19 protein-coding genes are annotated in these 23,748 nt (G+C 40.7%); 5 read left to right on the top strand and 14 right to left on the bottom strand.

Features of this window, described 5'->3' with window-relative positions:
• Window positions 1-142 precede the first annotated feature (142 nt).
• Window positions 143-1,066, bottom strand: a complete 924-nt coding sequence (locus tag H6G14_RS18645; RefSeq protein ID WP_190568820.1) for a nucleoside hydrolase — start codon at window positions 1,064-1,066, stop codon at window positions 143-145.
• Between the two features lie 16 nt (window positions 1,067-1,082).
• Here H6G14_RS18645 and H6G14_RS18640 point away from each other — a divergent pair, with 16 nt between their 5' ends.
• On the top strand, window positions 1,083-1,514 hold the full coding sequence (locus H6G14_RS18640) for a nucleoside deaminase (protein ID WP_190568819.1): 432 nt from the start codon (window positions 1,083-1,085) through the stop codon (window positions 1,512-1,514).
• A gap of 204 nt (window positions 1,515-1,718) precedes the next feature.
• On the opposite strand, the gene leuS is transcribed toward H6G14_RS18640, so the two are convergent.
• Window positions 1,719-4,337, bottom strand: coding sequence for a leucine--tRNA ligase (gene leuS, locus H6G14_RS18635; RefSeq protein ID WP_190568846.1), 2,619 nt, complete (start codon window positions 4,335-4,337; stop codon window positions 1,719-1,721).
• 87 nt (window positions 4,338-4,424) lie between these two features.
• Between leuS and H6G14_RS18630 the strand changes: the two genes are divergently transcribed.
• On the top strand, window positions 4,425-4,892 hold the full coding sequence (locus tag H6G14_RS18630; RefSeq protein ID WP_190568818.1) for a gamma-glutamylcyclotransferase family protein: 468 nt from the start codon (window positions 4,425-4,427) through the stop codon (window positions 4,890-4,892).
• On the opposite strand, the gene H6G14_RS18625 is transcribed toward H6G14_RS18630, so the two are convergent.
• From H6G14_RS18625 to H6G14_RS18615, 3 genes are all read right to left on the bottom strand, one after another.
• On the bottom strand, window positions 4,889-5,494 hold the full coding sequence (locus H6G14_RS18625) for an anti-sigma factor family protein (RefSeq protein WP_190568817.1): 606 nt from the start codon (window positions 5,492-5,494) through the stop codon (window positions 4,889-4,891). The genes H6G14_RS18630 and H6G14_RS18625 overlap by 4 nt on opposite strands.
• Before the next feature lie 155 nt (window positions 5,495-5,649).
• Window positions 5,650-6,306: a sigma-70 family RNA polymerase sigma factor gene (locus H6G14_RS18620; RefSeq protein ID WP_190568816.1), complete on the bottom strand. Its 657-nt coding sequence runs from the start codon at window positions 6,304-6,306 to the stop codon at window positions 5,650-5,652.
• An 801-nt stretch (window positions 6,307-7,107) separates the two neighbouring features.
• Window positions 7,108-7,302, bottom strand: coding sequence for a hypothetical protein (locus H6G14_RS18615; RefSeq protein WP_190568815.1), 195 nt, complete (start codon window positions 7,300-7,302; stop codon window positions 7,108-7,110).
• A 230-nt stretch (window positions 7,303-7,532) separates the two neighbouring features.
• Between H6G14_RS18615 and H6G14_RS18610 the strand changes: the two genes are divergently transcribed.
• A complete protein-coding gene (locus tag H6G14_RS18610) occupies window positions 7,533-8,351 on the top strand; it encodes a L,D-transpeptidase family protein (protein WP_190568814.1) in 819 nt (272 codons plus the stop codon).
• Between the two features lie 70 nt (window positions 8,352-8,421).
• Here H6G14_RS18610 and H6G14_RS18605 read toward each other — a convergent pair whose 3' ends face one another.
• Both H6G14_RS18605 and H6G14_RS18600 read right to left on the bottom strand, forming a co-directional pair.
• Complete coding sequence (locus tag H6G14_RS18605; protein WP_010997428.1) at window positions 8,422-8,961, bottom strand: late competence development ComFB family protein; 540 nt, start codon at window positions 8,959-8,961, stop codon at window positions 8,422-8,424.
• Window positions 8,962-9,089: 128 nt separating this feature from the next.
• On the bottom strand, window positions 9,090-10,028 hold the full coding sequence (locus H6G14_RS18600) for a M23 family metallopeptidase (RefSeq protein WP_190568813.1): 939 nt from the start codon (window positions 10,026-10,028) through the stop codon (window positions 9,090-9,092).
• Between the two features lie 427 nt (window positions 10,029-10,455).
• Between H6G14_RS18600 and H6G14_RS18595 the strand changes: the two genes are divergently transcribed.
• On the top strand, window positions 10,456-13,125 hold the full coding sequence (locus tag H6G14_RS18595; protein ID WP_190568812.1) for an MASE1 domain-containing protein: 2,670 nt from the start codon (window positions 10,456-10,458) through the stop codon (window positions 13,123-13,125).
• Between the two features lie 12 nt (window positions 13,126-13,137).
• Window positions 13,138-14,019: a UTP--glucose-1-phosphate uridylyltransferase gene (locus H6G14_RS18590; protein ID WP_190568811.1), complete on the top strand. Its 882-nt coding sequence runs from the start codon at window positions 13,138-13,140 to the stop codon at window positions 14,017-14,019.
• Window positions 14,020-14,157: 138 nt separating this feature from the next.
• Here H6G14_RS18590 and H6G14_RS18585 read toward each other — a convergent pair whose 3' ends face one another.
• The 7 genes from H6G14_RS18585 to H6G14_RS18555 all read right to left on the bottom strand — a co-directional run bounded on the left by H6G14_RS18585 (window position 14,158) and on the right by H6G14_RS18555 (window position 23,491).
• On the bottom strand, window positions 14,158-15,243 hold the full coding sequence (locus H6G14_RS18585; protein WP_190568810.1) for a S66 peptidase family protein: 1,086 nt from the start codon (window positions 15,241-15,243) through the stop codon (window positions 14,158-14,160).
• A gap of 164 nt (window positions 15,244-15,407) precedes the next feature.
• Entirely contained in the window at window positions 15,408-16,568 is a 1,161-nt protein-coding gene (locus tag H6G14_RS18580) for a hybrid sensor histidine kinase/response regulator (RefSeq protein ID WP_190568809.1), read from the bottom strand.
• 125 nt (window positions 16,569-16,693) lie between these two features.
• Window positions 16,694-17,140 carry a response regulator gene (locus H6G14_RS18575; RefSeq protein WP_011320548.1) on the bottom strand — a complete coding sequence of 149 codons (447 nt, stop codon included), beginning with the start codon at window positions 17,138-17,140 and terminating at the stop codon, window positions 16,694-16,696.
• Window positions 17,094-19,391 (bottom strand): sensor histidine kinase, encoded by a 2,298-nt coding sequence (locus H6G14_RS18570; RefSeq protein WP_190568808.1) that lies wholly within the window; start codon window positions 19,389-19,391, stop codon window positions 17,094-17,096. The genes H6G14_RS18575 and H6G14_RS18570 overlap by 47 nt, the downstream gene beginning before the upstream one ends.
• Before the next feature lie 576 nt (window positions 19,392-19,967).
• A complete protein-coding gene (locus H6G14_RS18565) occupies window positions 19,968-20,738 on the bottom strand; it encodes a response regulator transcription factor (protein WP_242053477.1) in 771 nt (256 codons plus the stop codon).
• Window positions 20,728-21,843 (bottom strand): sensor histidine kinase, encoded by a 1,116-nt coding sequence (locus H6G14_RS18560; RefSeq protein WP_190568807.1) that lies wholly within the window; start codon window positions 21,841-21,843, stop codon window positions 20,728-20,730. The genes H6G14_RS18565 and H6G14_RS18560 overlap by 11 nt, the downstream gene beginning before the upstream one ends.
• 187 nt (window positions 21,844-22,030) lie before the next feature.
• Window positions 22,031-23,491, bottom strand: a complete 1,461-nt coding sequence (locus tag H6G14_RS18555; RefSeq protein ID WP_190568806.1) for a dolichyl-phosphate-mannose--protein mannosyltransferase — start codon at window positions 23,489-23,491, stop codon at window positions 22,031-22,033.
• Window positions 23,492-23,748 lie beyond the last annotated feature (257 nt).

Genomic DNA, 23,748 nt, shown 5'->3' with positions numbered 1-23,748 from the left:
ATAAATTTCGGACAATTTATTTTTTTGCTCCCTTAATTTACATTCATGAAGCCTGCTTAAGTTGACTTTGTTTAGGATGTCAATTTCTCAACCGTCCATTTTTTTGAATTTTGAATTTTGAATTTTGAATTTTGAATTAGTATTACCTTGCCCACTGTTGCAAAATATAAGCATAAAAAGCATCCTTATCCACTTTATCCATAGCTAAAATCTTGCGCCCACCAGCGATAACTTTAGTCCGTCCCTGACTCAAACCACTAGTAATAATTTCTGTCTCCCATTCGCGGAGTTGATAAAATTCTGGGTGTCCTAAATAAGCCGTTGCTAACACATCCCAAAAATAATAATCTTGTGGGATAACTAAGGCATAACATTGCCCTGCTAAATCAGATACAGGATAATGCCGTTGTCGCCCCATTTTGTATACTAACTCCGAGGTCACTGGTACTTCGTTAGTCAAATCTAAGGGACACATAATTATTTTAATTTCGCTTTGCCACACTCGTGCAGCTGAAACTGCATCCCAATAAACATTCCATTCGGCAGAACCATCTTGTCCAGCCTCTAAACTTTTTTCCACATTACCAGAAACATTTAAAGCGCCACCCATCCACACAATCTTGTCAATCTTGGCTTCAATGTCTGGTGCTTTGTCTAAAGCAACTGCAACCGTTGTGAGTGGGCCTGTAACCATTAATGTTACGGGTTCTAGTGCTTCTCGCAATACTCTGACCATAAAATCTTGACCAGTTTCCTCAACCAAAGGTGTATGAATCAATTCGTTTTGATTGAGAATAGGCAGATGGTCAACAATAAACGAATCACGCCGATACAGCCGAGGAAAAGGATTAATCCCGCGTACAGTACTTTCTGCCACTGGGATATGAGAAAATCCCATCAAATCAATAATTTTACGCGTAGCACTCACCGCAGGCTGGACATAACAATCAGCAGGAGTCACGACAACACCCAGGAGTTGAATATGCTCCATCGTCAACAGGAGCATAGTTGCTAGATAATCATCTACACCACCATCATGATCCATTAACACTAGTTGTTTTGTCATATAAGGAGGATGAAAAATGGATGAGTTTATGCAGGCCGCCATTCAAGAAGCAAAACAAGGTAGACAAGAAGGCGGAATTCCCATTGGTTCTGTTCTTGTCAAAGATGGCAAAGTTCTCGGCAGAGGACATAATAAACGTGTACAAGACCGTGACCCTGTTACTCATGCCGAAATCGATTGTCTCCGTAATGCTGGCAGAATTGGCAGTTACAGAGGTACCACATTATATTCAACCTTAATGCCGTGTTATTTATGCGCTGGGGCTGTGGTGCAATTTGGCATTAAGAAAGTCATCGTCGGTGAATCTAGGACTTTTCCTGGTGCTAAAGATTTTATGGTGTCCCACGGTGTGGAAGTTATTGATTTAAATTTAGATGAATGCGAACAGATGATGAGTGAGTTTATTCAAACTAATCCTGAACTATGGAATGAGGATATAGGCAATTAGATGTTTTTCATCACTACGAAACACAGAGCTTTCACCAAACCTCTGCGTCCCTCCGCATAAACTTTGAACCACCTCTGTGTTTAAAAATAAAAAAATGCCGCAATACCTTTGGTGGGGATTACGGCAGTCATTATCAATTGACTCAGAAAAAGACAGCTTTGGTACACCGACCTCTAACGCTTTTCTCCAGAAACACACAAATAGTTAAGCAACGACAAAATTAACTAACTTTCCAGGCACGACAATTACCTTTTTAATTTCCTTGCCTTCAAGGTGACGCTGCACAACTTCTGATTCGCGGGCGTATTTCTCCAACTCAGCTTTATCAGCTTGTGACGGAACTTGAATATCAGCGCGCTTCTTACCATTCACTTGAATCACCAAAGTGATTTCATCAGCAACTAAAGCGGCTGGGTCAAAAGCAGGCCAGGTTTGCGTATGCACTGATTCGCTATTACCCAATAACTGCCACAATTCTTCAGCAATGTGTGGCGCAAAGGGAGCCAGCAACACCACTAATGTGTGAATACCTTCAGCATAAACCCGTGAATCTTTGCCGTTAGCATCAGTAAGGGCGTTACTTAACTTCATCAACTCAGAAATAGCAGTATTAAACTGATACTCATCCTCTAAATCTTCTGTGACCGACTGAATTGCACTGTGAATTGCCCGCCGTAAATCTTTTTCTGACTTGCTCAATTCACCAGATTTATTTTTAGAGTTGACCCCAGATGCAACATAATCTGTCACCAAACGCCAAACCCGATTTAAAAAGCGGAATTGTCCTTCTACATCAGCTTCATCCCATTCCAAATCTTTTTCTGGCGGCGCTTTAAATAAGATGAACATCCGTGCTGTGTCTACACCATATTTAGAAATCACATCTTCTGGTGCGACACCGTTGCCTTTAGATTTGGACATGGTGGCATAAAGCCGTTGCAATGGTTCACCTGTTTGGGGGTCACGGGGGTCATTGGGGTTAACTAAATGGGAAGGAACCCACTTATCTTTACCGCCCTTGTTCGGATTGAAGTAAGTTAAACCTTGTACCATCCCTTGAGTTAACAAACGTTCAAATGGTTCATCAAAGTTCAACAAACCTCGGTCGCGCAGCACTTTAGTAAAAAACCGGGAATACAATAAGTGTAAAATCGCGTGTTCAATACCGCCTACATATTGGTCTACGGGCATCCAGTCATTGGTTTTTGCTGATTCAAATACCTGTGCTTCGTTCCTAGCATCCGTAAACCGCAAGAAATACCACGAGGAATCAATAAAGGTATCCATCGTGTCAGTTTCCCGTTTGGCAGGACTACCACAAGTAGGACAAGGTACATTTACCCAGCTTTCCAACTGTGCCAACGGTGAACCACCGCGTCCAGTAAATTCCACTTCTTCTGGTAAGATAACTGGCAAATCTTTGTCCGGCACTGGTACTATCCCACAATTAGGGCAATGAATTACGGGAATCGGCGCGCCCCAATAGCGTTGCCGAGAAATCAACCAGTCCCGCAAGCGATATTGAATACGTTCTTTGCCAAAACCTTTTTCTGCGGCATATTTCACAATCGCTTGCTTGGCATCTGTGGAAGTCATACCAGTAAAAGCCCCAGAATTAATTAAGATTCCTGGTTCTGTGTAGGCTTGGTTATATTCTATTTGCACGACTTGTGTGACTTCTTCTGTCTCTGATGTCGGGCTTAAGTCAAAACCTGCTACATCATCAGGGGCTGCAATGACAAAATCAATGGGTAAATCATATCTCTGAGCAAATTTAAAATCCCGTACATCATGGGCAGGTACACCCATCACAGCCCCAGTACCATACTCATACAGTACATAGTCGGCAATCCAAATGGGTACTTCTTCGCCGTTAAACGGGTTAATTGCCTTACCACCAGTTGCTACACCGCGTTTAGGTTTATCTTCGGCGGTACGTTCCAACTCACTTTGATTTGCCACCTCTTGAATAAAGGTGTTTACTGCGGCTTGTTGTGTTTTGGTGGTGACTTGCTTGGTGAGGGGGTGTTCTGGTGCCAATACTAAATAGCTAACCCCATAAACTGTATCAGGGCGGGTGGTATACACGGCTATTTTTTCATTGCTGCCGACAATGGGAAATTCTAAATACGCGCCTACAGATTTCCCTATCCAGTTCGCCTGCATCAATTTGACGCGTTCCGGCCAACCCGTCAATTTATCTAAGTCATTTAATAATTCTTCGGCATAGTCAGTAATCTTTAAAAACCACTGCCTTAGCAATTTACGCTCAACTATAGCGCCGCTACGCCAAGAACGACCTTCATTATCAACTTGTTCGTTTGCCAATACGGTTTGGTCAATGGGATCCCAGTTGACGGCTGCTTCTTTTTGGTAAGCTAACCCCGCCTGCAAGAACTGTAAGAAAATCCACTGTGTCCATTTGTAATAGTCTGGCGAACAGGTGGCAACTTCGCTATCCCAGTCAATGGATAAACCAAGACGCTGCAATTGTTGCCGCATTTGAGTGATGTTTTGATAAGTCCAGTTGGCAGGAGGTACACCACGGTCAATGGCGGCGTTTTCTGCTGGTAAACCAAAGGCATCCCATCCCATTGGATGCAGTACCCGATACCCTTGCATTCGTTTGAGGCGGGCAATCACATCTGTAATTGTGTAATTACGGACGTGACCCATGTGTAGGCTGCCCGATGGATAGGGAAACATGGATAGAGCGTAGAATTTTGGTTTATTGCTTTGTGTTTGGGTCTTATCTAAACCAAGTTCTACCCATGTTTTTTGCCATTTTTCCTCAAGTGTTGCGGGGTTGTATCGGGAGTCCACCAAAAATTCTCCTACTGGCTCTGTAATCTTGTTTGCCTACATATTGTAGATGATGGTAGGCAAAGGAATCAGTCGGTTAAAAAAGGGATGACACAATTAAAAACAAAATTTTTCGGCGGAGTGCGGATTTTTGTTTACGGCACTCTCAAACCAGGTGAAGGAAATTATCAAAGATATTGTGCTGGCAAGGTAGTGTCAGCCGAAAAAGCAACTACACTAGGTCAGTTATTTGCTTTGCCAATGGGCTATCCAGCCATGACGATGGGGGAAAGTACCGTTCATGGATATTTACTTTCTTTTGCTGATTTAGGAATTCTAGATGCTTTGGACACGCTAGAAGATTATCAGCCTGAGCGAGAAATGTCAGAGAATCTTTACAATCGCCTGGAGGTTAAAGTAAAAAATCCCCTGGGTTTGTCTCTCGGATGGGCTTGGGTATACTTGATGAACCCAGCCAAAGTGGAGATGCTAAGAGGTGTTCACCTACCTGATGGTTGGTGGAGTAGCCACAATAAGTGTCAGCACCAAACTGCCGACTACACATTTGGTGATTAGTTGATATCTGGGGGAATCTCTCCTAGTTGTGGCTGCGGCTGTATAAAGTTGTTAGGTGAGGCTACGGCTGCTTTAGGAATTTCAATTACTGGGTTGTTCAAGGCTATCATAGGCAGTGCATCTGGCTTGGTGACAGCTTGAGTAGGCTGTTCTTGGGGTTGTTGGGCTAGTTGGGGTATGCTCGTTTGCCGCCCTGGTAGCCAGTTAGTAACAGCACCAATCACACAAGCTGCAACAGCCGCACTGCCTAATTTCCAAGCTAATCGAGAACGGCGGTTAACTTTGGCAAATACTTGCTCTGCTGTTGTTTCTGGTGATTGTTGGGCTGTTGGTATGGGCATAGTTCGTATGCCTTGCCTTAGCTTTAATAGTCGGGAATAGAGGCGCTGTACTGCCACATCGTTGGCTAACCAGTCTTCGACTTGCCGACGTTCTGCGGCTGTCACCTCTCCATCAAGGTAAGCACTCAATAATTCAAAGCGATCGCGCTTCACCATATCCATAGCACCCGTTGCTTCGTTGGTATGCCTAGCCATCTTTTGTGGTAAATCTCTCGAAAATTGCCGCCGACAACGGTCATTAAAATTAGAATCAGTAGTCATACTAACATTATTACCAATTCATCCACGGGCAGAAGGGGGACAACCTTGAGAGGTTTATTAATTCTTTTAATGATGGCAAGGGCATGATACAGGTTCCTCACAATTCTTAATCAATAGTTAAATTCTCCCATAGGATAGATTAAGGATATTGTAAATTAGGCATCAAGATAAGTTTGCAATTGAGTTTGCAATCTGGATCTAGCTCTAGCAATTCTCGACTTGACTGTTCCCAAGGATACACCTGTGATTTCGGCGATTTCTTCGTATGCCATACCCTCGATTTCTCTCAGAACAATGGTAGTGCGAAATACTTCTGGTAAATCCGCGATCGCCTCTCGCAGTTGTTCGTAAAATTCTCTAGTTGTCAGTTCTTCCTCTGGCCCTGGTGTATCTCCAGCAATTTCCCAATCCATTTCGCCATCATCTACAGAACGGGGCGCATCTAATGACAAAGGACTTACAACCCGCTTGCGTTTACGCAATTCGTCATAAAACAAATTGGTAGCAATCCGGCTTAACCAGCCCCTAAACTTAGATGGTTCTTGCAATCGGTTAATATTCCGATACACGCGAATCCAAACTTCTTGAGCCAAGTCGGCTCTGTCTGACCAATCAGGGGCTAGGTGATACAAAACTCTATCAACCTGGGTTTGATAGCGGCGCAATAGCTCGGCAAACGCAACACGATCAGGACGCAGCCCTACTTGACAGCGCAAGATTAAATCGTGGTTCGAGAGTTTGTCAACTTGCACAGATGCTTCTGAACACCTCGCATCAACCGTTGACCAGGATACAGTAATCGATTGACTCATAGATCGTACTGGCGTTAATTCATCCCTATCTATTAGACCTGCTAATGGGCCACTTGTTCCTGAATTACGTGACGGATTTAAGACTGTAACACTGACTTCTTCGATATTGGGTGCATTTGGTCTGACGCACAACGTCAATCTTGTTCTTGGGGATTCTTTTTGTTCATCTGCCAAGTCAAGGCTATATTACATATGGTTGTGGAGCTAATGCTAGGTGACTAATTATGGTTGACAAAATCATTGATGTATGCTTAAAAGCTGTTTAATCAATATGCAGATTGTTATTGACTAAATGAAATGAGTCTGTAACGGATTTTCATAGAAAATTATCTATGTATAAGCAAGATAAAAAGGGAGGAAAGTAATTTTTATATAATTTTTGTGGAAATTTTTCCAAATTGACTTTACTATTTCTAAAGCATCTGGATGTAGTAGAAACAAAGTTATAATTTCAGCACTTTCAAACCGAATATAAATATGAATTCATAACACAATAAATTGTCCAAGGTTGTCTTCTAGAATCTACGTAATATGTCCAAAATTTCTATTTTAACAATAGCTATGTTGATTATGATGAAATATGAAACTTAGTTATTTGGCTGACAGAAACTGGCTCTATTAGACTTTATTATTAGTAATAATACCAGCCTAAAAAAATAGCGAGGCAGAGTGATGCACATCATCTAGACCCAGAAAGTAATTCTCAATTCCCATTAAAAAACTGCCTGGCTAATGATTTTAATTCGGATACCAGGAAAATTTAAGATCAGAAATTTCTGGGTCTGTAGTAACTGGGAAGTGTCATTTTTCCGGTATTTTGACCAAGATTGTTGTTGATGTATCTATATTGTGTTGATAAATAGCACCAGAATTGGTTTGATCAGGAACGTGAACCTGAAAAAATAAATTGAGGGCAAATGTAATCGTGACTGCTAGCCATAGTTTTTCTAACATGGTCTTTCTCCCACCCACACCACTAAAGATTGATTGCTGCACTTGGAAGGTGCTGCCGATAAGTTCGATGTTAAAAATTCTCTCCTCGACACTTCAGCGAAACAAATTTCTGCTCCAGAATTTGTCCATGTGTAATGCCTATATACCCTTAGTCTGCCCAAGTGTGTAGGCATAGTTATGAGGGAACAGATAAGAATTTATAAATTCTTGATAATTAGGGAATAAAAATATTCAATTAGTCTGCTGAATATGTCAGGGATAAACAATAGGCGATGGCAATGGTAAGAAATGAATCTGTAGGGCGTATGGTAATGTTTCTTTGCTTTGGCACAGCCATATTATCGTTAGCTGTGCATTGGCGCATTACTACAGCGCAGGGTCAGTTTAAGAAGCCAATCCCCAGCACAGCAAGCCGCCCTGGAGGGGTTTATCAGGGGGGTTTAGGCGAAACCGCTTTTGGCGCGCCGGCACCTTTTGGTGCCACTACTCCAGATAGACTATCTCAACCGCAGTCTTCGACTATTAAATCTCATAATAAGTCGGATACTGTGAACCAAAATGTAGCTTTAGAGACTAATTTACCTAAAAAAACACAGTTATTAACACCAGAGTCAAGAAAAAACGCTGATTTATCAGATCAAAGCCAGTTACGATTATCTCAACCTGCGGCACATAGAAAAACATCTAATAAACTAGAAAATACCAAGAAAGAAGTAGTGGTTGATTTAAGCGATCGCCGCACTTATGTTTATGCTGGAGATGTAGTGATAGCTAGTTACCCAATTGCTATCGGTAAGAGGGGTTGGGAAACGCCTACGGGTACTTTCAACGTGTCACATATGGAACACGATCCCATCTGGCGACACCCCATCACAGGCAAAGTTTTCCCTGCGGGTGTTGATAGTCCTTTAGGGGAAAGATGGATTGGCTTTTGGTCTGATGGACGTAACAAAATTGGCTTTCACGGTACACCAGACACTCATCTTCTGGGAACAGCTATTTCTCACGGCTGTCTGAGGATGCGTAATTCTGATGTCCGTTTGTTGTATGACCAAGTAGAAGTAGGGACACCCGTGATAGTACAGAATTAGTCAGTTGTAAGTAGTCATTGGTTAGTAGTAAAACCTAAAAAGTAACAACTAACAACTGAAAACTGACTGATTATGAAGATTTCTGCTCAAAACTAGGGGCGTAGACTTGTAGTAAGCTGCTAACCTGACGCAAGACTTCATTGCCAGTGGTTTTTGTTGACACAGGCGTTCTGTTGTCGTTTGGCTGGTCAAGATTAAGGTTGATTGCCTCACTTACCTGCTGGGCGATTAATTCTTGCAGTTCTGCTTTGGCGCGTATGCGCTGGTAGCTAGCACCTTCTTCTGTGGTGGCATATAAGGGGGGTAAGCGGTTGAGGGCATAAGCGGCAATATCCCCGACATCGATGGAACTCTCGCTAGTAGCTTCAATTTCTGCTACTCTGGCGATCGCTTCAGTTAATACCAACTCTTCCATCACGTTAATGAACTGCTTGCGAGGAACCGCTACTACCTCACCAGTCAATAACGCTCCCATCAACCTATCCAACGCCATATACTCTTCTATTGAGAGTTCTGAGGCGTTATCACAGATGCGTCCAACTTCTGCTTCCATTGCTGGCGTAAGATAACCATCCTGGAGAGCTTGTTCTACAATTTTTTCAATACTCATAACGCTCATCTTAATATTTAAGCCACCCAAGCAAGGTAAGGACGGAACCGATTCAAACTTATTTTGTCTAACTCATTATCGACAAAAAATATACAAAGTCAACAACAGAAACGATTAATTACGCCTCTTTATTCAAAAGTTTTGTTTTTCCACGAAGTTGGGTCAATAGACTGACCATTAACATATAAACCCCAGTGTAGGTGCGGCCCGGTAGAAGCCCCTGTAGAACCTACTGTGCCAATTAATTGTCCAGCTTTCACAAAGTCACCTTCTTTAACATTAATCCGACTCAGGTGGAGGAAAATACTGACAACTCCTTGACCGTGGTCAATGCCTACTGTATTACCATGAACCCGAAATCCTTGAGCTACAGTACCTACTAAAGCTACTTTTCCGGCAGCTGGGGCGACTACGCGCGAACCTGCTGCACCAGCGTAGTCCAGACCACGATGGTAATAGTCATTGGCAAATTTACCATTGTAGTAGCGACGTACACCATAAACAGTGCTGATGCGACCGTTATTTGGCCTGAGGAATTTACCATTCCAGTACTTTTGTGGTGTTTGTAATGCTTTGAAAGCAGCAGCACGATTAAGTTCGTGTTGAGTAGCACCATCAGCAGATTTACCTGGTGGTAAAGTGATACGCTGCACAGGAAACTTACGAGTAACTACTGGCACTGATAACTCTTGAACTTGACCATCACCAGATACTCTAATTTTGCGAGTACCTGGCTTTTCTAGGGGGGTTGTGGGTATGAATGCCCGATACTTATTGGGTGCTACTTCAAAAGCTGGGTATGTTTTCTCTCCCACTGACACAGTCGGGTTATTGGTGTTGTCTGGATTATCTAAATTGATCACTACAGAAACTGTGTCCCCCAGGCGGGGATTCTTGGGATTTACCTGTACTTGCAAAGCTTCTACCGGTAATGCCAAGGTAATAGGCAAGGCAGCACATAAACCTATAAATAAATTACCGGGCAAAAAATGATTGCGTTTATCTCCTCTAATATCAAAACTGCATTTGTTTTTTTGATAATTACTATGGGGAATTTTGGTAATCATAATAACTCAATCAAGATTTTTACTTCTGTTGGGAAAAAGACTAGCTGATAGTTGCTGGAGTTTCCCGGCAGAGGCAAATTTTTTTGACCATAAGGTTACGGTCTTTAGAAATTCTCTATGGACTAAACTATACTAAGCGTAATGTATAAAATTGCAAATGATAATTATCTTAACTATCAAGCAGTTGCAAAATTCAAAAATTAGATGAGAATATTAGTGGTTTGACGGTATGCGATTGTCTTTGACCAACTAGAGCTGATCTCCTACGCTAGTCTGATATGGCTGCATATTGTATTACTCCCCAGTCTGAATGGAAAAGACGAGAAAAAGTGTTTTCATATGTACTGGTGTAGCAGTTCATAATGCCTCCTGGTAAAGTCTTGACTGCATGAGCTGACGCACAAAGCACCCTTCGATGATGTAACCCATGACAGACTCCATGAAAATTGCCATTATGCGTAGATGGCTGATGATTTCGCTGTTGGGCTTATTCGCCCTGGTTATGGCTCATGGGATGGCGCTGATTTACCGCATTCAGCCGGGAGTGTCTTTGTGGTTTCCTCCATCAGGTGTGGCGATCGCTTTAACTTTTTGGTTCGGCCCTTGTGGTATTATTATCACCGGATTGGCTTCTTTTCTCATGTCTCCTTTTTGGGGTTTACATGGTTGGGAGCGATTAATAGCTCTTGTGGATATTATCGAGCCTCTGAGCGCTTGGTTACTGTACCGTCGTCTCTGGAAGGGTTCTCGAACCATCAATACCCTCAAAGATGCCACTCTTTTTACTGTTAGCACTCCCCTCGTCGCCTGCGCTACTTTAGCGACAATTGGGAGTTTATGTCTTGTCGCTATAGGCAAAATGCCTCTCGCTAGTTTGAGTTCTAACATACCCCATTGGTGGTTAGGTAATGCAATTGGAGTCATGGCGATTGCGCCTACTGCCTTATTAGTTTTTACCCCTTATTTTCAATCTCAAGGCTGGTTACGCCGTACCGAACCACTAAATTCTGGATTTGTTCCTCAAAATTTCCGTCCTTCTTTCCGCCTCTTATTAGAATTCAGCGCCATACTACTACTTTGTTTAGCTATAGCAACTGTAACAGTGGCTGAAACGAATCAAAACGAATTTAAGTTACAACAGTTGTCTTTTTTAGGCTTTGTTCCAGTTTTATGGGCTGCAACCCGCTTTGGCGTAACTAGTGGAATGTTAACTTCAAGTTTCTGTGTATTAGTAACGCTATTTGCTTACTTAGTTGCCTACCCTAAAGCCATGTCCTTGTCAACGTTTCCAGTACAAGCGGAAGTTTTACACGTCCACAAATTGAGCCTATTGGTACAGTGTGCGGTAAGTTTATTTGTGGGCATTGCTATTACTGAAAGGTCGAATATTCAAGTAGAGTTAGCAGTAGAAAAAGTGCGTCGTGGGGAATACCAAACCCGCGCAGAATTATCAGAAAAACTTATTCAACTCAATGAATCACTGGTGGCAATCAATGATTGTTTAGAAGAATCCCATCGAGAAAAGGATGAATTACTTCAGCGTGAACAAGCGCTACGTGGTCGGTTGAGCAATATTTTGTCAAGTATGACTGATGCTTTTATTGCCGTGAATCGAGACTGGCGGATTACTTACTGTAATCACCAAGCGGCAAAAATTCAAGATTTAGAACCAGAGGACTTGATTGGTAAGAACTACTGGGAACAGTGGGCGAGAACTAAAGGTACAGACTTTGAGCGAGAATATAGGCGATCGCTAGCTGAAAATATTCCAGTCCATTTTGAGGTATTGTACGAACTATGGGATATGTGGTTTGAAGTCCACGCCTATCCGGCTGAAGATGGCTTAGGGATATTTTTTCGGAATATTACTGAACGCAAACAAGCAGAACAAGAACGGGAATATCTGCTGATGCGTGAGCAAATCGCTAGAAGCGAGGCTGAAAAAGCTAATCGTTTAAAGGATGAATTTTTGGCAGTTCTTTCTCACGAATTGCGTACTCCACTTAACCCGATTTTAGGTTGGGCCACTCTACTGAAAAAGCGCAATCTGGAAGAAGCTATGCGCCGACGGGGGATAGAAACAATTGAGCGGAATGCTAAATTACAAATCCAACTTATTGAAGATTTATTAGATGTCTCTCGTATTCAGCAAGGGAAATTAAGCTTAAATATTCAGTCGGTGAATTTAGTGAATACGATTGAAGAGGCTTTGGAGACTGTGCGTCTAGCAATAGAGGCGAAAAATATTCATGTTAAAACTGCACTCAATGTGAATGTTGGTATGGTTGCAGGTGATGCTGCTCGTTTACAACAAATTATCTGGAACCTGCTGGCTAATGCCATTAAATTCACTCCTTCCTCAGGACAAATACAGGTAGTCCTAGAAAGAGTTCATAATTCTGCCCAAATTCAAATTCAAGATAATGGCAAGGGGATAAGTTCAGAATTTTTACCTTATGTATTTGAGTATTTTCGTCAAGCAGATGGCACAATAACAAGACAATTTGGCGGCTTAGGATTAGGGTTGGCTATTGTTAAGCATCTCACAGAACTACATGGTGGCACAGTCAAAGCAGAAAGTGCAGGGGAAGGTATGGGCGCAACATTTACAGTCAATTTACCATTAATGCTGAATGCGCCGCAGAAAGTTCCACAAGTGGGACAGCCAGATAATACTTGGGGTTTAGCTGGACTGTATATTTTGGTAGTAGATGATGATGTTGATACAGGTGAATTCCTCACATTAATGTTAGAACAATCTGGAGCCGAAGTAACAGCAGTGACATCAGCCGGTGAAGCTTTAGAAGTAATAGCCAGAACTAAAGTCGATTTGCTCTTAAGTGATATCGGAATGCCAGGAATAGATGGTTATATGTTGATGCAGTTAATTCGAGCCATGCCTTCAGCAAAAGGTGGTAAAATTCCAGCGATCGCTCTAACTGCTTATGCTGGAGAAATCAACCAAAAACAGGCACTAGCTGCTGGCTTTCAACTGCACTTAGTTAAACCCGTAGAAGCAGAAAAATTACTTCAGGGTATATCAGAGGTTTTAGCTGCTTCACCCCCAGAATTTAGTTATGTTTCCGTAGAAAATTAAAAATATTAATTTATGCAAATTAATAAAGTAAGAAAAGCCGTGATTCCGGCTGCTGGTTTTGGTACTAGATTATTTCCAGCTACTAAAGTTGTGAAAAAAGAACTATTCCCAATTATTGATCAAGATGGTAGAGCAAAGCCTGTAATTTTAGCTATTGTGGAAGAAGCTATTAGTGCAGGAATCACAGAAATTGGTATTGTTGTACAGCCTGATGATATAGGAGTTTTTGCTGATTTATTTAAAAATCCACCCGCACCAGAACTTTTACAAAAACTTTCGCCACAAAATCAAGAATATAGTCAATACTTGCAAGAGTTGGGACAGAAAGTTGTTTTGTTGACACAATCAGAACAAGAAGGATATGGCCATGCAGTATTTTGTGCCAAAGATTGGGTAGGAAATGAACCGTTTTTATTAATGTTAGGTGATCATGTTTATAAATCCGACATAAAAAAAACTTGCGCTCAACAAGTTGTAGAGATTTATGCACAAGTTCATCAAAGTGTTGTTGGCTTAACTATAATGCCAGCAGCGATAATTAACAAAGCCGGATGTGTCACAGGATTGTGGCAAGAGTTTCATTCTATTTTGGAAATAACGCAACTTGCAGAAAAACCCAGTATTGATTATGCTCGTGAGTATTTGCGGGTAGAAGGTATGGCAGAAGATGAGTTTTTATGTGTTTTTGGCTTGTATTTGCTCACACCAAAAATATTTGAATTCTTAGCAGAAAGTATAAACCAAAATTTACGCGATCGCGGTGAATTTCAGTTAACAAATTGTTTAGATAAATTGTGTCAAGTAGAAGGAATGAAAGGATATGTGGTGAAAGGTAAATGTTTTGATACGGGTCTACCAAATACTTATCACCAGACATTGATTGATTTTATATAGCTTGCGTTTAAACACCTGTATATTTATGGTATGGCTGTTGACGTTTAACATAATGGAAAGCCTTGTGTTGTTAGGATTTTATCTGAGCTTGATGTTCTAATTTATAAATAGTAAGAATTAATTCAGAATTAGGCTTTTTCAATTGACTGCCGCCTCTAATAATTGTATGGTTCCAGCATCAGCATCAATTTCCACATTTGCGCCAATCGGTAAAATAAATTTATCTTGAATATGACCAATCATTGCACCATACCAAGCAGGTATTTTTAAAGGAATGATATGGTCTTGTAATACTTCCATTAAAGTCAATGATTTTTCATTAGTTGGCTTACAGTCAGTACATTGACCAAATATAAAACCAGAAATTCTATATAGTATTCCAGCATTTTTTAACTGTGTTAACATCCTATCTACGCGATAAATATCCTCATTGACATCTTCCAAGAATAAAATTCTATTTTGCCAAGCAGGTAGATAGGGAGAACCAACCATCGCAGATAAAACTGATAAATTCCCACCTATAAGTTGACCTTGAGCTTTTCCCGGTGTGATTGTTTGTACTTTTCCTTCAGGAGAATCAGTGTTTTCTAATGTTACTGCTTCTGCATCAAACAAAATACGCTTCAGATACTCCAGCATAAAGGATGTCCAGGTGGATGTAGCCACAGGCCCGTGAAAAGTGAAAATACGACTGCGGGCATTTATAGCTAATAATAAAGAAGTAATATCGCTATAACCCATGAGAATTTTGGCATGGGAATGAATCAAAGGGTAATTGAGTAGGGGTAAAATCCGATTGCAACCCCAACCCCCACGCATAGCCAGAATTGCTTGCACCGAATCATCTGCAAACATATCATTTACATCTTTGGCGCGGTCAGCATCTTTACCTGCTAAATAACCATAACGGTCTAAAATATGTCTTCCCATCTTAGTTTTTAATCCCAAGTTAGTCAGATGTTGCTGCACTATTTCTATGTATCGAGGCTCAAAGGTACCAGCCGGCGCAATTAATCCCACCGTATCGCCTACTTGTAACCGTTGTGGCTTGATGATAGTGTTTGACGATGACAGATTGTTGCTCCTACTCTTCCGGAGAAGCAAGCTACGTGTAGCGTCTTGTAGAGAAGACGGTTCCTCACCTTGAACAGTAAGTAGAGGAATCTGAGTAGCTACAGTAGCTAATCCGCAAGTTTTCAGAAATTGCCGACGCTTGATATTCATCTCACACCTCTAGGAAACCCCCATCATAGCTGTACTCAGCTTAGTAGTGGGAGAAATAGCTGTTGACGGTTGACAGGCTTGAAAGCTTTGTGTTGTCAGGGTTTGATCTTAGCTTGGTGTCCTAATCTATCTGGCTACGACTATATATAGGAAATATCAAACATTTAAAAATCGATTAATGGCAAGATGATAGTAAACGTTGTACCAACCCCAACCTCACTATTAACGATAATTTCACCACCGTGAGCATCAACACATTTTTTAACAATAGCTAGCCCTAAACCAGTACCTGCTATTCCTCCTACATTTTCCCCACGATGGAATGATTGAAATAAGTTCTTTTGGTCTGCTGGAGAAATACCAATGCCGCAATCTTGAATTTTAAGCATGACTGCATGATTATTAGCAGTCAATTCAAAGTGGATTATACCGCCGGGAAGGGAATATTTAATAGCGTTACCTAGTACGTTACCTAAAATGTGACGCAGTAAAGTTTCATCTAATAAGGCTTCATCAAATGTTTTATTACAGGTAAAAATTACAGTTAGCTGCTTCTCGCCTATAGTTAATTGCGCTTCTGCTACTAATTGGCGACAGAATGCTTCCAAATCTATAGCGATAAGTTCACACTGGAGTTTACCTGATTCAGCTTTACCTATTAATGATACTTCATCTAATAGCTGTGCCATATTTTTAATGGCGGAACGAATCATTTGTAAATGAGAACGTTTTTTCTCTTGGGTTAATTTGTCTTCATTGTTTTGCAACAATCCAGCAGCTAGCAAAATAGTATTGAGGGGATTACGAATGTCATGGGAGAGCATAGAAACAAACTCAGATTTAAACTGGTTAATTTCTTGTGCTTTTACCAATTCAGCCGTGCGTTCTTCCACCCGGTTTTCTAAGGTTGTATTCATGGTACGTAATGTTTCTAATGCTTGCTTACGCTCGATTGCATAACATACAGCACGAACCAAGACATGAACATTTACCTGTCGCTTAACTAAATAATCTTGCGCTCCCTGTCTGACTGCTTCAATGGCTAAGTCTTCATCGTTAGTATTTGTTAAGACAACAATCGGTACGCTGGGAGCGAGTCCTATTAATCTGGGTAGAGATGATAATCCTTGGCTATCCGGTAGGGTGAGGTCTAACAAAATCACATCGTAGCTGGTCTGTTTGAGTTCATTGAGTGCTTCCTGTAATCGCGTCACATGAACCAGAACAAATTGTTTGGACTCAGCTTGATGCAAATATTCCTGTAATAACCTAGCTTCTGCGAGGCTATCCTCGATTAATAAAATCCTGACTGAGTGTCCAACCATAATTTTCTGGTTTTACCCCCTTGAAAGTAGTGAATGGGGAGTAATCAATTCAAAATTCAAAATTCAAAATTTAAAATTTAAAATTTAATAATTTTCTCCCCTGCTCCCGTGCTTTTTCATCGCCCTCACTCCGGTGGTAGAGTGACGGTAGAGAGCCAAAACTCTTCTATTCCTTTGACGATTTGGAAAAGTTGGGTGAGGTTGCGGGATTTGGTGATGTAGCAGTTTACGTGTAGGTCGTAGCTGTGAAAAATGTCGTCTTCGTTTCTGGATGTTGTGAGAACTACTACCGGTATCCGTTTAAGTACTGGGTCGGCTTTGATTTCCGCCAGTACTTCTCTACCATCTTTTCTGGGTAGGTTTAAATCCAAGAGAATGAGGTCTGGACGCGGTGCATGGGTATACTCTCCTTCCCGGCGCAGATAGGCCATTGCGTCCATACCATCTCTAACTGTTACCACTTCGTGTGGCAATTGGCTATTTTTAAATGCTTCTTGGATGAGGCGGATATCGGCTTTATTGTCCTCAACTAAAAAGATTGTTTTGTGTTTTTCTTCCGTTTCTACGCTCACGCTCTCGACCTCCAACTGGTATCGTAAAGTAGAAGGTAGCACCTTCACCAAGTTGTGACTCTACCCAGATTCGTCCCCGGTGACATTCGATAATTTTCTTACAGATTGCTAGACCCATACCTGTACCATGATACTCGTCCCGCGTGTGTAAGCGTTGGAAAATTACGAAAATACGATCGCTAAATTGGGGGTCAATACCAATCCCATTATCTCTGACGGAGAATAGCCATTCGTCTTCTAGCCTTTCTGCACCTATATGAATTTGCGGCGCTTCCTGACTGCGGAATTTAATGGCGTTGGCTATCAAATTCTGGAATAGCTGCATGAGTTGGGTACTACCAGCCATTACCGTTGGTAAAGGGTCGTGAGTAATTGCCGCGCCTGTTTCGGCGATACGTTGGCGCAAGTTACCCAAAGCCTTATCCAATGCTTTTTCTACTTCTGTTAGTTGAAAAGCGATCGCTTGTGTATCTACTTTAGAATACGCCAAAACGTCATCAATTAAGGTCTGCATCAAGCTTACACCCTCGACGGCAAAAGTGATAAATTCGTTGGCATCTGCATCTAGTTCATCTTGATAGCGCATCTCCAACAACTGCACATAATTCGCTACTTGATTGAGCGGTTCTTGTAAGTCATGGGATGCAACATAGGCAAACTTTTTCAGTTCGGCGTTGGAACGTTCTAAATCCTGCGCTAACTGCGCCAACTCATCGGCTTGGCGCAGAACGATATTCACAATTGCTTTCCGCAATTCTAACGCCGCTTTAATTTCCACATATCGCCAAGGTAAAGAAGTGAGGCGGACTGTTTCTTTCCACAACTCAAAGGATTTGCGGGGACACAGACGCACATTCCCATCTAACTTATTAACTTCAAAGGGCTGATTAGGGTCACCACCCCAGTTTACAGTTTGAATTACTTCCGGTCGAAACCACAAAACATAATTCCGTTGGGAAATAGGAATCGCTAACAAACCACTGGCGACATTTTTATATCTTTCCGCATCTGGATAAACTTGCGGTAAGGAATCAGTGTAGAAAACTTCTTCCTCGACGTTGTTCTTCAACCACTGGACTAAGAAAACTAAATCTTCTGCTTTGGGAGTCTCACCGATTAATGTACAATGGTCGCCAAAACAGACAGCCGCACCTTGGGCGCTGGTTAAATCTAAAAGATTCGGCTGATGCTTAACTAAACCATCAACAAAGTTATCTTCTTGGGACATATATTCAACCAAGAGTGATTGAATATGGGTCAGATTCATCCGATAATCGTAATCTTCTGTTTCTTCCCTGGCGGAGATTTCCGCAAATATCACCCGTCCCAAAAATTCGCAGGCTTTCCGCAATTCATAGGAAACATATTTGGCTGAAAGATGGTGACAAGCAATTAATCCCCACAGTTTATTGTCTTTAATTAAGGAAATAGTTAAGGAAGCACCGACACCCATATTATGTAGATATTCCAGGTGACAGTTCGCCGCACTTCTGAGAATTGAGTTAGTTAAATCAACCGGGCGATCGCTCACTGGATTTACAGATGGTATCATCTGTATAGCTTGAGCCTGAGCATTGGGAATCACCCGGATGGAATTAGAAATAAATAATTTTCTGGCTGGTTTAGGTATATCAGATTCTGGATAATGCAGTCCTAAGTATGGTTCTAGGCTGTCTAGTTTTTCTTCCGCGATGACTGAACCATGTCCATCATCATCGAACTTATATAACATTACCCGATCAAAATCGGTAACTTTGCGGACTTCTTGGACAATTATCTGACAAAAATCCCGCAGATTAGCTGTTTTCTGCAACTGATTTATTGAAGCTTTAGCCAGATGATAGAAGCTTAAAAATGGGATATTTTCTTGAGTAATTGCCGGTTCTAACTCCAGAATCAAAAAGCCTTCCGTATTGCGATGAAAAACTGCATCAAATACTGCGTAATCATCCCCCTTTTTTCTGATCCAAATTTTGGTAGGGTTAATAAATTCCAGATTTCCAGAAGATAAGCCTGTTTGAATCCGTTCTATTTGGAATGAATCGAGTAAGTCTTCTAATTTTTTCTGTAATATATCTTCAGTCTTGATACCCAAAATACCCCAAGTATTGTTGCTCACTTGTAATATTTTCAGATCAGGCTCTTCTAAAACCAAAAGCACACCATGTGGTTGAATCTGTCCGGAAAGATGAATTGGCGCTTCTTTTAAACTAGTAACATTAATATTGGGTGATTCTAAGTCTATTCTCATAACAATCCTCTTTGATTCCCTGGAATCATCAAAATTATAGTCGATATATTTTTTAAGCTAAGTAATTAATTATTTACATTCCTTAATTTAAGACATTACTAATTACTAACTACAAATTACTTACTGCTTGCGCTAACAGTCTAACAGTCGGAAAAGATACATAGAGATAAGAAATGTAAAAAAGCGGTGATTGATTAAACCGTATATATTTAGCTATGTAAACAAAATCTGAATTATAGTTATTGTTCAGTTTGGTAGAGTGCGTCAGGGCGATATAACCTAACTATAATCAGAAATTATTCATACTGACGCACCCTACATTTGGATATTTTTTACTCTGTAAGCCCCTTATATCAGTAATAAAAAATTTATCAAAATTTTTAATTTTGAATTGGAGTGAAGTGATACCAATTCAAAATTCAAAATTCAAAATTCAAAATTAAGAATCAAGACAGGATAAGCGTTTGGGGCTGTATATCTGTCGAATTATTTTTTCAAATTGGTATGACTTGAATATTAATATGCGATCGCACTATTTTGAATCAGGCGTTGCTGATTAGTGGGATGATTTTTGTCTCACGCATTCGCCCTTGGCGTTCCCGAAGGGTAGGCGCAAAGACGCAAAGAATCAATATTCTGCTTTGTACAAAAGTCCCAATTCATCCCGCATTTATGCAACGCCTTTTGAATCAATCGTTTTTGTAAAGCAACAACTACAGCTTGATGGCGATCGCTAACCTCTAATTTGTGTAGAATAGCATGAACATGAACTCTAACTGTTCCAGGGGTAATGTAGAGTGCCGTAGCAATTTCCTGATTCGTTTTACCCTTGACAAGGAAAGCTAAAATTTCTAATTCACGCCCAGTTAAAGGGTGATCAGATTTTGTGAAATTTTGTTCTGGCGGTTGAGACTGGCTAGACTCAATTGAAGAGCGAATTTCCCTAGTTGCAGTTTCATCCCACCAAGAAGCCCCAGCCGCTACAGAACGCAGTGCCAATACTAATTTTTCGGCTATAATTCCTTTGAGACAATATCCTTGAGCGCCTGCTTCAATTAATTTAGAAATTAACGGTTTTTGGGAATGGGAAGTCAAAACTAAAATTGGTAGTTGAGGATTTTGCTGCTTAATTTGTTTACAAGCTTCTATTCCCCCCAACCCTGGTAATCCTACATCTAATAACACCACATCCAGAGAGTTTTGCCTGATTAAATCAAGGGCTGTTTCACCATCTTCAGCCTCAGCAATAATTTCTAAATCTGCTTCTTGTTGTAATCGCACGCGCAAGCCTAAGCGAAAGAGTTCATCATCTTCAACCAACAAAATTTTTACCGGGTTAGAAGCCATCCGACGCAGATAAAGAGGGCTGAAATGGGAGAACAGGCAATTTGAATGCAAACATAGCACCCGTAGGAACTCTATTCTCTGCCCAAATTATACCGTTATGAGCTGCAATAATTTGTCGAGATAAATAAAGTCCTAAACCTGAACCTTTGGCTTGGCGTTCACTATGTCCTTGATAAAATCGTTCAAATAAATGAGGAAACTGTTCTGCTTGAATACCTGCACCAGTATCGGAAATTTTTACTACTTGATAGGAGGCCTGGGTTTCTAATATAACCTCTACACGATCGCCCCGCCGAGAATGATTGATAGCATTGACTAGGAGATTATACAACACCCGTTGCAATTGTAGAGGATCACCTTTTACCCACAGCGATCGCCGCCAATCAGAGTCACCATAATTAAACGATATATGAACTCGCCGACTAGCAGCCAAATCAATTAGTGTACTCGCTGCTTCCTCTGCCAAGGTGGTTAAATCCACAGGAATTAAATTTAGCTCTAGACCTTCTGTATCATTGCGATAGATATCTAATAAAGTTTCTAGGAGTTGTAGAGAAGTTTGATGGCTGCGGATAATTGTGGCTAACACCGGCTGCTGTGCTGATGATACCGCACCAAATTTTTCTTGTTGAACAGCTTTGAGAGTTTCAATAGCACCCAAAAGCGGTGTTTTCAAATCGTGGGTGAGAGTGGAAGCAAAATCTTCCCGCAGTCTCACTAATTCTTCCTGTGATTCTATTGTGGCACGAGTGAGGGCGATCGCTTCTTGAGAACGACGCAGGCGATCGCTTAAAATTCCTGTTACAATCAAGGACATACAGGCGATCGTCCGACTAGCAACTGTAGGAAACCTAATCACTTCATTATCTGGAAGCCAAATATTAAGAATTGTTAAAAATACAGCAATAAATGTCGTCGATAAAGTTGCTATACGTCCAAACCAGTGATTAGCTAACAGAATTGTCCCAGTATAAAGATACCCAAATACATATTCTGTTGGCGTAGAAAACTCCATAGATATCACTGTGATCAATAGCCCTAAGATGACTGAGGCTTTTACCAAAAATGAGTTTTGGGATAGTAATTTAGTTCGCCGGGCTAGCATTTATATTAACTTGTGATTTGGCTATAAAACTAATATTCTCTTTATAAGATATACGTAGGGTGGGTAATGACCACTCTACAGATACTTAGATATTTTCTAAAATTAAATCAGATTATACCAATTCTCTATGAAGTTGCGCCCAATAAATAATGTAGAGACGTTGTATGCAACGTCTCTACAGTGCAGACTAAACCCAAGATTTAAACCACATCCGCATTTTGTAACCCTCAGGAGAAAGAGGTAACCCTAAATAAACGGGTAGCCAAAAAATAAGCGCAGCAACAATTACAAAGGAAATCGTCACACCGACAATCCGCAATGGGCGATAATAACTACGCAGACATTGATCAACAAACCAGGCGATCGCTAAAAATGCAAACACTACACCTGTCATGTAATGATAGATAAAAACGCACCGTGATACTATCGTCCAAGGTAATAAATTAATAGCGTAATTCCAGACTATATATAAAGCAATCCAAGTATCAACAGAAAGTTTTTCTGGTAAAGATAGGCGCTTTTCTTTTACCAAAGGAATCATTACTTTTGCTATCAGCATCCCCAGTAAAAATAATAATGCAGCCACGCCAAACCACCATAAAAAAGGATTCCCCATTGCATGAACATCATAAATCACTTTCCCCGCACCACTAGGCAAAGGCGGCCCTAAGACAGGTAATGGATCATTAACACTTTGAGCCGTTTGATAATAATATGCCATTGGCCGAATCATCAAAGGCCATTTATACCAAGCAGCGCAGTAAGGATGTACTTGAGCCGTATTACCGTCAAGACGTTCATGAAAGCCTAATATTTCTTGATGTACTTGAATAAATCCAAACTTAGGATTTATTTGTAAATGCGGTATCCAAATCAAACTATAAATTACAGTGGGGATAATCCCTAAGAAAAATATAATTTGTCCAATATTGATTTGTGTTATATTATATAGTGAAGTCTGAAGGCTAATAGGTTCTACATCAACAGAATTATCTCTTGGTTGATATTCAGATGTAACGAATTTCCAAATCCAACCTATACTCCAAATTAAATAAATACCTGCTAAATAAAATAAACCATTCCATTTTGTGGCAACTGCACAACCAAAAGCCATACCAGCTATGACTAAATATAAATTACGTCTCTGCCTTTGACTAGTTAATGCTAATAAGAATAACCATTGCCCCAATAATCCAAATACAACAATATAAATATTGATGAGGGCATAACGAGATTCCACAATAAACAAACCATCGCAAGCTGTGAATAAACCAGCAATTAAAGCAAAGCTGCGTCGATAACTGATGTGATAGGCGATATTGGCAATAATTAGCGGAATAAATGAGCCAGATAAAGCATTCACCCAACGATAACTCCCAGGAGACCGCAATGCACCAGTTAATCCATTTACGCCCTCTGTCCACAAAGGAATATAGCTACTCAGCCACATTCCCATAGCAATCATATATTTGCCTAAAGGTGGATGAGCATCGAAAAATGGTATGTAGTTGAGATAGTTGTGACCAAATTTAGCGTAGTAAATTTCATCAAATACGAGAGTATTAAATCTATCTAGTCCCCAAAACCGTAAGGACAGGGACAGTAAAAATATACCGACCAAGCCAATTCGATACCAATTTTTAGTCATTAGTCAATAGTCATTAGTCAATAGTCATTAGTATAAAACTGTCTTGACCGTTGACTTTTGACCGAACAAAAAAGGATACAAGCCCCCGGATTTATCCGTGGGGTCTTTAATTTTGAATTTTGAATTTTGAATTTTGAATTTTGAATTTTGAATTGGAGCGAAGCGACTTGACGCGCCCTACCAAACTAAAGAATTTACAGATAAGCATTTTCCGTAAACGAGAATTGAGCGAGGATTGAGGGCTGAAGAGTAGACTA

Origin of the sequence: Nostoc parmelioides FACHB-3921, assembly GCF_014696625.1 — a bacterium.
Taxonomy (GTDB): Bacteria; Cyanobacteriota; Cyanobacteriia; order Cyanobacteriales; family Nostocaceae; genus Trichormus; species Trichormus parmelioides.
The sequence above is the reverse complement of the archived record's forward strand: the minus strand, read 5'-3'. Positions and strand labels throughout refer to the sequence as shown.